The sequence below is a fragment of the Cryobacterium breve genome, from assembly GCF_004402375.1.
Lineage (GTDB): Bacteria > Actinomycetota > Actinomycetes > Actinomycetales > Microbacteriaceae > Cryobacterium > Cryobacterium breve.
In genome coordinates this window covers 426,285-438,652 of sequence record NZ_SOGJ01000023.1, presented here as the reverse complement: position 1 = coordinate 438,652, position 12,368 = coordinate 426,285, and the positions used below count along the sequence as shown (strand labels likewise).

At 68.0% G+C, this 12,368-nt stretch carries 9 protein-coding genes; 6 read left to right on the top strand and 3 right to left on the bottom strand.

The window, feature by feature from the left end; translation table 11 throughout:
* Positions 1–206: 206 nt before the first annotated feature.
* The 6 genes from E3O65_RS12085 to holA all read left to right on the top strand — a co-directional run bounded on the left by E3O65_RS12085 (position 207) and on the right by holA (position 9,444).
* Positions 207–1,751, top strand: coding sequence for an anthranilate synthase component I family protein (locus E3O65_RS12085; RefSeq protein ID WP_134363949.1), 1,545 nt, complete (start codon positions 207–209; stop codon positions 1,749–1,751).
* A 78-nt stretch (positions 1,752–1,829) separates the two neighbouring features.
* Complete coding sequence (leuS, locus tag E3O65_RS12080; protein WP_134363948.1) at positions 1,830–4,412, top strand: leucine--tRNA ligase; 2,583 nt, start codon at positions 1,830–1,832, stop codon at positions 4,410–4,412.
* A gap of 91 nt (positions 4,413–4,503) precedes the next feature.
* Positions 4,504–5,223 (top strand): helix-hairpin-helix domain-containing protein, encoded by a 720-nt coding sequence (locus E3O65_RS12075; RefSeq protein ID WP_134363947.1) that lies wholly within the window; start codon positions 4,504–4,506, stop codon positions 5,221–5,223.
* A 113-nt stretch (positions 5,224–5,336) separates the two neighbouring features.
* The gene (locus tag E3O65_RS12070) at positions 5,337–5,774 is read left to right on the top strand and encodes a hypothetical protein (RefSeq protein WP_134363946.1); all 438 of its coding nucleotides are present in this window, start codon (positions 5,337–5,339) and stop codon (positions 5,772–5,774) included.
* Between the two features lie 60 nt (positions 5,775–5,834).
* Positions 5,835–8,354 (top strand): ComEC/Rec2 family competence protein, encoded by a 2,520-nt coding sequence (locus E3O65_RS12065; protein ID WP_134363945.1) that lies wholly within the window; start codon positions 5,835–5,837, stop codon positions 8,352–8,354.
* Between the two features lie 46 nt (positions 8,355–8,400).
* The gene (holA, locus tag E3O65_RS12060) at positions 8,401–9,444 is read left to right on the top strand and encodes a DNA polymerase III subunit delta (protein WP_134363944.1); all 1,044 of its coding nucleotides are present in this window, start codon (positions 8,401–8,403) and stop codon (positions 9,442–9,444) included.
* Between the two features lie 280 nt (positions 9,445–9,724).
* On the opposite strand, the gene E3O65_RS12055 is transcribed toward holA, so the two are convergent.
* The 3 genes from E3O65_RS12055 to E3O65_RS12045 all read right to left on the bottom strand — a co-directional run bounded on the left by E3O65_RS12055 (position 9,725) and on the right by E3O65_RS12045 (position 11,974).
* Complete coding sequence (locus E3O65_RS12055) at positions 9,725–10,651, bottom strand: hypothetical protein (protein ID WP_134363943.1); 927 nt, start codon at positions 10,649–10,651, stop codon at positions 9,725–9,727.
* Between the two features lie 194 nt (positions 10,652–10,845).
* Positions 10,846–11,109 carry a 30S ribosomal protein S20 gene (gene rpsT / locus E3O65_RS12050; RefSeq protein WP_104100003.1) on the bottom strand — a complete coding sequence of 88 codons (264 nt, stop codon included), beginning with the start codon at positions 11,107–11,109 and terminating at the stop codon, positions 10,846–10,848.
* A 118-nt stretch (positions 11,110–11,227) separates the two neighbouring features.
* On the bottom strand, positions 11,228–11,974 hold the full coding sequence (locus E3O65_RS12045; RefSeq protein WP_134363942.1) for an alpha/beta fold hydrolase: 747 nt from the start codon (positions 11,972–11,974) through the stop codon (positions 11,228–11,230).
* Positions 11,975–12,368 lie beyond the last annotated feature (394 nt).

Sequence of the window (12,368 nt, the reverse complement as noted above, 5' to 3'; positions counted from 1 at the left end):
GAGTGTGGTCCCGCCACGAAATCGCGTGAGCCCGAACGAATTCGACGGAGATTTTGCCCACATCGGCCAATAGTCATGCGAAAGAGCGCCGGCATGCAAAAATCTCCGTCGAATTGGTTCGTGACCCGGCACAGTGGTCGGCCAGTGGCGTCCGGGGCGGCAGATCGCTGCACACCAGGGAGATCCAGGGCACCTAGGCTGGGAGCGTGATCGGGCCGATTCTACGCATCCCCCTGCCGGAGTGGCGGGAGCCGGCCCGCGTCTTCGAGACGCTCTACCACGACAGCCCGTACGCGTTCTGGCTGGATGCGGGGGACGGCGCCGAAACCGGCCACAGTTACCTCGGGGCCTCGTCGCCCGGGTCCCGGTTCGTGACCGCCTCGGTTCCGGCGGGGACCATCACGGTCTCGGTCGCCGGCACCCCGCCGGTGCCGGGCCAGACTTCGCCCGGTACGGTCTTCGAGTTCCTTCGCGCGGACCTGGCCGGCTCCGCCGCCGATTCCGTCGGCGACTCCAGCACCGGCACCACCCCCGATGCCGGCGGTTTCCGGCTGGGCTGGGTGGGCTGGCTCGGCTACGAACTCGGCGCCCAGACCCTCGGCACACCCGTGCACGACTCGCGTTATCCGGATGCCGCCTTGCTGGAAGTGCACCGGGTTCTCGTGTTCGATCACGCGGCGCGCACGGTGATCGCGCTCGCCCGCCGCGCTCCCGGCGACCCGACGGATGCCCCGCAGGTGTGGGTCGACACCGTGCTGCAGTCTCTCGCCGCGTCTGAGCCGCCGCCCGCGGCATCCGTGCTTAGCCCTGCTGCTGTCCCGGCTGCCGTGGCTGCTGCTGTCCCTGCTGCCGTCGCTGCTGCCGTCGCTGCTGCCGACCTCGACGCCGGTGTCGGCGCGGCTCGGTGGCGGCACGACGCGCACCGCTACGCCGCGCTGATCGACGTCTGCCAGGACTTCATCCGGGCCGGTGACGCCTACCAGCTCTGCCTCACCAACGAGATCTTGGTCGACGTGCGGCCGCACCCGGTCGACGCCTACCTGCAACTCCGAGCCGGCAGCCCCAGCCACCACGGCGGACTCCTGCGCTTCGGTGACACGGCCCTGCTCAGCGCCTCACCCGAACAGTTCTTGGCGGTGACCCCGCACGGCCGGGTCACCACCAAGCCGATCAAAGGCACCCGGGCGCGGTCCGCCGGTGCGGTGCGCGACCGCGCGCTGCGGGACGAGCTCGAGGGCAGTGAGAAGGAGCGCGCCGAGAACCTGATGATCGTGGACCTCATGCGCAACGACCTGGGCCGGATCGCCGAACTCGGCAGCGTTCAGGTCACGAACCTGCTTGCGGTGGAGAGCTATGCGCATGTGCACCAGCTGGTCAGCACCGTCGAGGCGCGCCTGGCCGAGGGGCTGACCGGGGTGGATGCCGTTGCGTCCTCGTTCCCGGCGGGGTCCATGACTGGGGCTCCCAAGATCAGTGCCCTGTCCATCCTCGATGCGCTCGAGGGCGGTCCGCGCGGTCTCTACGCCGGTGCCTTCGGCTATTTCGGGCGGGACGGCGCCGTCGACCTGGCCATGGTCATCCGTAGCATCGTGCTCGGCCCGGACGGTGCGTCCATCGGCACGGGCGGCGGCATCACGGCTCTGTCCGACCCGCTCGAGGAGATCGAGGAAACCCGGCTCAAAGCGGAGGCACTCCTGGCCGTGCTCGGCGTTCACCCGGCCGGTGCCGCAACGAGCCAGGGCCAGGTTTAGTAACCTAGGACCTTGGACGCCGCCTCCGCGCGGCCCTGTGCCTGCTGGCGCAATCCCCACTGCAACGAAGAGAGTCACGTGGCACACGAGTACGAGCACACCCGCACCGGCCAGGACAGCGACGAAGAAGTCTACGATTTCGCCGCCATCCAGGCCAAGTGGCAGCCGATCTGGGAAGAGCTCGAGCCCTTCCGCACCAACGATCCTGGCGATACCCGGCCCCGCAAGTACGTGCTCGACATGTTCCCGTACCCCTCCGGCGACCTCCACATGGGCCATGCCGAGGTCTATGCCCTGGGCGACATCGTGGCCCGTTACTGGCGCCAGCAGGGCTTCAACGTTTTACACCCCATCGGCTGGGACTCCTTCGGGCTGCCCGCGGAGAACGCCGCGATCAAACGCGGAATCGACCCTCGCGGCTGGACCTACGACAACATCGCGCAGCAGAAGAAGAGCATGAAGCTATACGCGGCGTCGTTCGACTGGTCACGCGAACTGCACACCAGCGACCCTGAATACTACAAGTGGAATCAGTGGCTGTTCCTGCAGTTGTACAAGAAGGGGCTCGCCTACCGCAAGGACAGCTGGGTCAACTGGGACCCGGTAGACCAGACTGTGCTCGCCAACGAGCAGGTGCTCTCCGACGGAACGTCCGAGCGCAGCGGTGCCGTGGTGGTCAAGAAGAAGCTGACCCAGTGGTACTTCAAGATCACCGACTACGCCGACCGTCTGCTCGACGACCTCAACCAGCTCGAGGGTACCTGGCCGGCCAAGGTGCTGAACATGCAGCGCAACTGGATCGGCCGCTCCATCGGCGCTGATGTCGACTTCGCGATCGAGGGTCGTGAGGAGCGCATCAGCGTCTTCACGACCCGCCCCGACACGCTCTACGGCGCGACCTTCATGGTCGTCGCCCCCGATGCGGACCTTGCCGCCGAGCTGGTCGCGGATGCCTCGCCCGCCGTCAAGGAACGGTTCCAGGACTACCTGGTGAAGGTTCAGAACAGCACTGAGATCGAACGCCAGGCCACCGACCGGGAGAAGACCGGCGTCTTCCTCGAGCGCTACGCGATCAACCCGGCCAACGGCGAACGCCTGCCAATCTGGGCGGCGGACTACGTGCTTGCGGACTATGGCCACGGCGCGGTGATGGCAGTGCCGGCGCACGACCAGCGCGACCTCGACTTCGCCCGCCGCTTCGACCTTCCCGTGATCGTGGTCGTCGACACGACCGCGACGGTCACCGGCATGATCCCCGTGATCACGCACGAAATGATCGACGGCACGGAAGTGGTCCCAACGCTCGATCCGGCCCGAACGGGCGTCGCGCTCACCGGGGAGGGACGCCTGATCAACTCGGGCGCGCTCAACGGCCTCAGCAAGAACACCGCCGTCAAGCGCATGATCGAGCAGTTGGCCGCCGCCGGCACCGGGCGGGCGGCCAAGAATTACCGCCTGCGCGACTGGCTGATCTCCCGCCAGCGCTATTGGGGCACGCCGATCCCGATCATCCACGGTCAGGACGGCGCCGAGATCCCCGTGCCGGAAGACCAGCTGCCCGTGCTGCTGCCGCCTACCGACGGCCTCGACCTCAAGCCCAAGGGAACGTCACCGCTGGGCGGCGCGACCGATTGGGTCAACGTCCCCAACCCGATCGACGGCACCCCGGCCCGTCGGGACGCGGACACCATGGACACCTTCGTGGACAGCTCCTGGTACTTCCTGCGCTTCCTGAACCCCACGGATGACACGAAGGCGTTCGACCCGAGGGAAGCCGACAAGTGGGCGCCCGTCGACCAATACGTCGGAGGCGTCGAACACGCCATCCTGCACCTGCTCTACGCGCGTTTCATGACCAAGGTGCTCTTCGACCTCGGCTACGTCAGCTTCACCGAGCCGTTCACGGCGCTGCTGAACCAGGGCATGGTCATCCTCGACGGCGCCAAGATGTCCAAGAGTAAGGGCAATCTGGTCTATTTCACCGAGGAGGTCGACCAGTTCGGTGTCGACGCCGTGCGACTCACCATGGCGTTCGCCGGCCCGCCGGAAGACGACATCGACTGGGCCGACGTATCTCCGGTCGGCTCAGCCAAGTTCCTGGCCCGCGCGTGGCGCGTCGCCCGCGATGTCACGAGCGCTCCCGGCGGCGAGTGGAAGACCGGCGACCCTGCCCTCCGCCGGGTCACGCACCGGTTCCTGGCCGATGCGCCCGGCCTCGTCGAGTCGTTCAAGTTCAACGTCGTCGTCGCGCGCCTGATGGAGCTCGTCAACGCCACCCGCAAGGTGATCGACACGGGCGCCGGTGCCGCGGATGCCGCGGTGCGCGAGGCCGCGGAGGTCACCGCCATTGCGCTGAACTTGTTTGCGCCGTACGCGGCCGAGGACATGTGGCAACACCTCGGCTACGAGCCCTGTGTCGCCCTCGTGCAGTGGCGGAAAGCCGACCGGACCCTGCTCGTGGAGGAGTCGGTCACCGCCGTCGTGCAGGTCGACGGCAAGGTGCGGGCCCGCCTCGAGGTGTCGCCTAAGATCTCCGGCGAGGACCTGGAGCGCCTCGCGCGCACGTCGGCCGAGGTCATCCGCCGGATCGGAGACCGCGAGATCGTGAACCTCATCGTGCGCGCGCCGAAACTGGTGAGCATCGTCACGAGCGCCGGCTAGCCTCCCCTCCCCAGAGCGGTGCCATCCGGTGCCGTCCACGGGGCTTGCACGCCCACCTGGCGACGGATGCCCACCGGCCTAGCCTGTCCGGATGGAGCCTGACCCGGTTGTCGCGGCCCTCGAGCGCCTGGCCCCGAGCGCACAGGGGCGCGCTCCGGTGCGCGTGCGCATCGGAGTGGGCGCTGCCGTATTGCTGTTGATCCTCTCGCTGGCCACGGCCGTCGTCCTGTCAGCCGTCGGACAGCAGGCCGGGCACCAGGTCGTGGCACCGTCGGACTCGGTGGGCGGCCAGTCAGGCAGACAGGAGGTCAACGCCGACATCGGCTCCGACTCGTCGGCGGCACCGCACTCCGGGTCGATCATCTTCGTACATGTGCTGGGGGCCGTGCGGCGCCCGGGACTCTTCGAGCTCTCCTCCGGCGCCCGGGTGATGGACGCCGTGGCAGCTGCCGGCGGGCTGACCGAGACGGCCGATCCGTCGGGTGCGAACCTGGCCCGCAAGCTCACCGACGGTGAACAGCTGTACTTGCCTCAAGTGGGCGAGGTGTTGCCGGGGCCGCCGACCGGGAGCGGTGCCGCCGGCGGTGCCGCCGGGACCGGCGCCGCCGGCGGTGTGGCGGTCCTAATCAACCTCAACACTGCCACCCTGGCCGATCTCGACACCTTGCCGCGCATCGGTCCGGCCATGGCGCAGCGCATCCTCGACTATCGCGAGGCCAACGGCCCGTTCGCCGTCGTCGACGACCTCCGCAATGTCACCGGTATCGGTGAGAAGACCTTCGAGGGTCTCAGTACGCTGGTCACGGTGTGAGCGTGCACTCGGGGGCCGGGCGACTGCAGAGCCCGCAACCGACCGGGTGTCTGTGACCGTAGGGGCTGGGGAGAGTGCGCACGGTCGCGGCCAGGCGCCCCAGGCCACCATGCGTGCCCTGGCCCTCCAGACGGAAGCCCACGGGCACCGGCCTGGCGATCACGGCTTCCATCGTCGAAATCTCGGCGTTCGCTACCGGCGCGGAGGTCTACCGGGCGCCCGATGAGGACATCCGCTTCTTCGCGGTCTCGTTCGCGACTCCGGAAGACATCTGCGATGCGATGATCGACGCGGCGATCACGTCGTGGACCTGGAAGCAGCCCTACGCCGGAGGCTCTGATGTATCGTCCCGGCGCGTGCATTCTGTCGTCGCCCCGCAGCCGACCCTTCTCGGTGAGGAGAGCCGCGACAAGGTCGATGTCGTCGCGAACACGCGCGGATCGCACGATCGGTCGGTCCGCCACGGCCGGGGTGCCTCCGGCGAAGACGAGAACTGCCTCCGATGCCTCCCGGCTGGGTCACTCCGCCTCCACAAGCTGACACATTCCTGACGCGGGCACAGAACAGGGGAACCGGAATGCGCACTCCGCCTGCGCACCTAGCCTTCACGCATGGAGCCCACGAACAGGATCGACCTGCGCCTGGTCCTGCCGGCGGTGTTCGCGTGGCTGGCGGCCTGGCTGCTCATCGCGTTCCCGGAGTGGGCGCCCGGCAGCCAGGCCGCGCTGTGGACCGGAGCGGTGTGCCTGGCCCTGGCGGCCTGGCGACGGAACGGATATCGGAGGAGACGAGTTTCGCGACAGGGCGGCGATACCAGGTGGCCGCGCCTCGTCGGCCGGTCGCAGGTCTGGGGAATGGCCCTGGTCTGTTGCGCGGCCGCCGCGCTCGTGGCGTCGGCTGTCACGGTTGCGGCGGCCAACCGCTTGCCGGCGACCGTGCGCGATAGCGCCGCCAGGCAGGAGTCACTGACTGTGATTCTCACCGTGGCGTCCATCCCGGTGCAGACGCAGTCGTTCGGTGCATCCGCACCCTTCGGAACGGCAGGTTTTCGCTCCGGAGAGTCAATGCGGGTGCGCTTTCGTGGCACCCTGACGGGGATCGAGCCAGGCGGGTCCGAGAGGCAGGACGCGGCGCACAGGCTATCGGTTCCGGTCGTTGTGTTCGCGGAGACCGCGAGCGACGAGGCCTCGGCACTGCACATCGGCGGCGTCGTCCGGCTGGATGCCACCCTCCGGCTGACGGCGGCCGGGGATGCGGCATCCGCGCTGGTGTTCGGCAGGGGCCCGCCGGAGACGATCGCGCCACCACCCTGGTGGCTCGGCTGGGCCGGTGAGCTTCGTTCCCGCTTCACCGCCGCCGCCACGGCGCTGCCGGGTGACGGCGGCGATCTGCTGCCCGGCCTGGCCATCGGTGACACGAGTGCCGTGGGGGCGGACCTTGACACGGCGATGAAGACGAGTTCGCTCAGTCACCTTACGGCGGTCTCCGGTGCGAATTGTGCGGTCGTGATTGCGGGGGTCATGCTGCTGACCGGGTTTCTGGGACTGTCCCGGGGCATCCGGATCGGTCTGTCACTGGCGACCCTGCTCGGGTTCGTCGTGCTCGTCACACCCGAACCCAGCGTGTTGCGCGCCGCCCTGATGGCCACCATCCTGCTGCTCGGAATCGCGTCGGGCCGGCCGGGCCGCGGCCTGCCGCTGCTCGCCCTCGTCGTGATCCTGTTGCTGGCGGCGGATCCGTGGCTGGCCCGTAGCTACGGGTTCGCCCTCTCGGTGCTGGCCACGGCGGGCCTGCTCGTGCTGGCCGCGCCCCTGACCCGGATGCTGAGCCGCTTGCTGCCCATCTGGCTCGCCGCGGTGATCGCTATCCCGCTGGCGGCGCAACTGGCCTGTCAGCCGGTGCTCGTGCTTCTCAGTCCTACCCTTCCGCTCTACGGGGTGCCCGCGAACCTCCTGGCCGGTCCCGCAGCTCCGGCCGCGACCGTCATCGGTCTGATCGCCTGTTTGCTGTTGCCCTGGCTGCCCGGCGTTGCCGGGGGAGTGCTCCACCTGGCCTGGCTGCCCGCCGCGTGGATCGCCGCGATCGCCCGCATGACCGCGGAATTGCCCGGCAGCCGGCTGCCCTGGCTGGGTGGGGTGCTCGGAGTGCTCGTTACGGCGCTGCTCACCGTTGCAGTCGTTGCCCTCGTGCTTCGACGGCGCACGGATGCCCGCACGCACGGCGGCAACCACGGTCGAACGCTCTGGCCGATCGCCGCGATCGGGGTTCTGGTGCTGGCCACCGGCAGCTACGCGGGCAGCCTGCTCGGGGCGGGCGTGGGCCGCGCCGTCGTATTCCCGGCTGACTGGCAGATCGCGGCCTGTGACATCGGCCAAGGCGATGCGGTCATCGTGCGCGACCACGACCGCTACGCCCTCGTGGACGTGGGTCCTGACCCGGCCCTTCTCACGGAGTGCCTCGATAGCCTCGGCATCGAGCGGATCGACCTGCTCGTTCTCACCCACTACGACCTGGACCACATCGGTGGGGCCGCGGCGGTGATCGGTCGGGTCGACATGGCGCTGGTCGGGATCCCGGAGAACGACGACGATGAACGCCTGCACGACGCCCTTGTCGCGGGTGGAGCCGAGATCCGAGAGGCCGCCCGCGGGGACACCGGCACCCTCGGTGGCTTGCGCTGGGAGGTCCTTTGGCCGGTTCGCGGGGCACCGTCGATGCAAACCGGCAACGACGGGAGCGTGACGATCGGATTCGATGGGCAGGGCATCCGTTCCCTGTTCTTGGGCGACCTCGGCGCGGAGTCCCAGTCTTCTCTCCGCCGGGTGTCAAGTCCGGGTGTGGTGGATGTCGTCAAGGTCGCCCATCACGGTTCCGGCGACCAGAGCCCAGAGCTCTACGCCGAACTGGGGGCCACGGTGGGGCTGATCTCGGTCGGACGTGACAACGGCTACGGGCATCCCACCGACGAGATCCTCGCCATCCTCGCGTCGGCAGGAACGGTGGCCATGCGCACAGACAGGCAGGGGATGCTGGTGGTCGCGCCCGCGCCGGAGGGTGGCGGGGCGCTGACGGTCTGGACCGAGAGGATCGACGGAGGAGAGGAGGACAAGCCAGTCACCGGCCCCGGTTAGTCTTAACGGATTCCGACCTGACCTGACCTGACCGAAGGACTTCCGCGTGGCAGCACGAACCGCCTCATCCGGCCGGCCCGCACCTCGCGGCGCCTCGAAAGCGGTCGCGATCCCGCAGTTGGCCTGGCACCAGGTGCGTCCGGCACCGATCGTCCTGGTGTCCGGAACTGAGGTCTTCCTTGCCGAGCGTGCCATCCGGCAGTTGCGGGACTTCCTCAAGCTCGAAGATCCCAGCCTGGAGATCAGCGATGTGCAGGCGGACAGCTATGCGCCAGGTGAGTTGCTCACTATGGCCAGCCCGTCCCTCTTCGGCGAGCCGCGTCTGATCCGCGTCAGCTCGGTGGAGAAGTGCAGTGACACCTTTCTCACGGAAGTCCTGGACTATTTGCAGAACCCGGCCGAGGACACCTACGTGGTGCTCCGGCACGGTGGTGGGGTGCGTGGCAAGAAGCTGCTCGACGCCATCCGCTCCGGCGTTGGCGGTGCCGTGGAGGTCGTCTGTGCCGAGCTGAAGAAAGACACCGATCGGCACGACTTCGCATCCGCCGAATTCAAGACGGCCGGCAAGAGGGTCACACCCAGTGCGCTGCGGTCCCTGGTCGCCGCGTTCTCCGGCGACCTGGCCGAACTCTCCGCCGCGTGCCAGCAGCTCATCGCCGACGTCGGCGCCGAGGTGACCGAGACTACCGTGGACCGATACTACGGTGGTCGGGTCGAAGCGAACGCATTCAAGGTCGCCGACGCGGCGATCGCCGGGCATCAGGGCGAGGCGCTCGTCATCCTGCGTCATGCGCTGTCCTCCGGCGCCGACCCGGTTCCGGTGGTGGCGGCGTTCGCCATGAAAATTCGCACCATGGCCAAGCTGTGCGGTGTGCGCGGCGGCTCGGCCCAACTGGCGTCCCAGTTCGGGCTTGCCCCGTGGCAGGTCGAGCGTGCCCAGCGTGATCTGCGTAACTGGTCCGACGAGGGTCTGGCACGCTGTGTCGTGGCGCTGGCCGAGACGGATGCCGCAGTGAAGGGTGCCCAGCGCGACCCCGTGTTCGCGCTCGAGCGGCTCATCGGCGTGATCGCCCGTCGCGGCGAGAGCTGACCCGACCCGGCCGGGCCGGGCCGGTACGGCATCGGTCAGCTGTTCCGGTGTGGGGCCTGCGTTCGCGGATGGAGTTCGATCACGCAGTAGCGGCGCTCGAGTCCGGCGGTGGCGCGACCCCACTCGCTGCCGGCGACTCGTTCCTGCGGTCTAAGCCGGTGGCTCGGCCAGCGAAGTACCGCTCTGGAAACGTCTTCGTGCGTACACCCAAGCCTTGGCGATACACGCAGCGAAGCCGGGTTGTCCTGGAAAACCTCGGACAGGGCCGCGGCCGCTTCGACTAATCGCCGTCGACGCTGAACATCGCGTTCGCCAGGCACGGCAGGGAGACCAGTCTGGCTTCGGACTCTGCCGAGATGGTGGGCTGCAGCTCGATGGCCGATCGCCCGAGTTCCCCCGTGAGCGAGAGGAGCGGGAGGGAGTAGCCCCGAACTCCTGGATCCCTGTCGACGTCGTCCACGCAGGAGAGCGTTTCGAGGGGCGGCAACGCGTCGATGGAAACGGATATCGAGCGATCGTCAGTTTCATACCCGCTCGAATAGCCGTCCATAGAGGAATCGATCACCGTGGCGCGTGCCAGCCTTGGCGGGAACTGCGTGGTGTAGGCCTCCACACCGGCAGCGATCGCGGCCGAGGGAAGCGAACCCGGGCTCAGCGTCGTCACCAGCTCGAGGTGCCTGCCGTCGTCGTCGGCACTGCGGGGATCACCGAGCCACGGGGCACGCAGCCATGCGTGCAAGACGGCGTCGCTCCGAACCGCCTCGTCAACCACCAGAATCCGAGCCCAGTTCGCACCGTCATCCGTTGACAGGCTCACCGCATTCCCGGAGGCGAAAAGCGTCACGTGCACCGTGATTTCCTGATCCTCCTGCACGTTCACCCGCACCCACTGCGTGAGCTGCCGGGCGGTGGCATCCATCTCCTGGGCGGTCGAGTCTTCCTTCACGATCACATCGAACACGACGATTGTTCCGGGTCCCAGCGGGCCCGAGTTCCGGGCGCGAGTGCGCGTGTCCACGACGCCCCTGATCGACTCGGCGAAGTCCGTGAAAACGGAGTCAACCGTCATCGGTCGCACCGAAGGCGTGGCCGGATTGGGAGCGCACGACACGATCAGCGTGGCCAGTGGAACACAGGCAATGGCCGCCAGGGCCGCCCTGCGGGTCGATCCGGCGCGTCGAACCTGGGTCTTCTGTGATGAATTCATGTCGTGTCCCCCAACAATTCGAGCCTAGGCCCGGGGAGCACAGCGCGTTCGACACGACCCGGTCAAGAACGCTCGGTCGAGAACGCCCTGTCAAGAAGGCCCGGGTACACGAAAGCCCCCACCGAAACGGAGGGGGCTTGCGCGCGTACGCGGGTCAGGGCCGATGAGCGGTCCTGCGCCAGGTCAGGCGGGGACTAGACGAGAGCGTTGACCGACTTGGCGATCGCGGACTTCTTGTTCGCGGCCTGGTTCTGGTGGATGACGCCCTTGCTGACGGCCTTGTCGAGCTTCTTCGAAGCAACGGCGAGGCTGGCAACAGCCTTGTCCTTGTCGCCCGAGGCGATCGCAAGGCGGGTCGCACGCACAGCGCGCTTGAACTCGCTCTTGACGGACTTGTTGCGCTCCTGGGCCTTCTTGTTGGTGCCGATACGCTTGATCTGCGACTTGATATTTGCCACGTTTATACGCTTTCGTTAGGTTCTTGTTCGGATGGGCCGCTTGGCGGTAGAGGGCGCCGTGCGACAATAATCGTGTGGGGTGGGACCCAACACGCAAGCCAACAGGAAACGATACCAGTTAATCGCCCAGGTCGACAATCGAACCGGTCCGTTCAGCGGTGACGTGATCCAGGATGCCCTTCAGCACCTCGGCAAACCGCTCCGGCTGGGCCAGGCTGACCAGGTGCGATGCCCGGGGGACAACCACGAGGTGGCCGTTGCGGCAGGCGCCCAGAAAGCGCCGCTCATGCAGCCGGAATTGATCGAATCTGCCGTTGACCAGCCACACAGGGCCCGGATAGCGAGCCAGGCTGTCGAGCGGGCGCAGGGTGCCGGTGGCGCCGAGGGCGGCATCCATCACATGCAGGGGAACGCCGTCGGCCAGCGTGTCGGCGGCCCCCTCGGACGTCAGGAGTATCCGCACGAGTGTGGTGTGGAGCCACAATCCGTGGTCAGGTAATCGGCGGATCAGCCGAGCCAGGCGCCGGTAGGCGTTGAGCGGCCAGCCGGTCGGTTGCGCACAGCTCCCGGCGGCGACCAGCCCGGCCACCTTCTGCGGGTGTCGGGCGGCGTACTCGATGGCGTAGTAACCGCCGAGGGAGAGCCCGACCAGCAGAACCTGCCCCCCGAGGGCCTGGACGCCCTCATCGATGGCAGCCAGGGCTCCCGCCACGGTAAAGGGTTCGTTCATGCGCGAGCCGTGCCCCGGCAGATCGATCGCGAGTGCCGGGTGTTCGTACTCGCCCAGCCTGGCAAGCTGTCGCCGCCACATGGTGCCCGACGTTCGGATCCCATGCACGAAGAGAACCGGGACTACGAGTGTCATGCCTTCCTCCTCTGCGAGCGACGGCCCCAAAGCGCGACGGCCCTATAGAGTGCCGGCGATGCCGATGATAGCCACCAGCGGCCCACCAACACCATTGGGTAGCCGAAGGCCACGGTGATCGCGAACCCCGGGATGCTCAGCCGAACGTGGGTGCCAGGATCTCCAGGGCGACGAGGGCGCTGTGGACCTCGCTCAGAACCGGGGAGGACCCGCGATGGGAGACCCGGTCGAGAGCACCTGCGCATGCCGGGAGCTGATCAGGCCCTCAGGCAACGGGTCCAGCGTTGCCGGCATTCCCTCGGCCGGCAGATTCAGGGCGGCGGGCCTCGGCAGCCGCCGCGAGGCACCGCGCGTTCCCGAGCGCGGGCTTGAAACGATGAGCAACCGCGGCGAA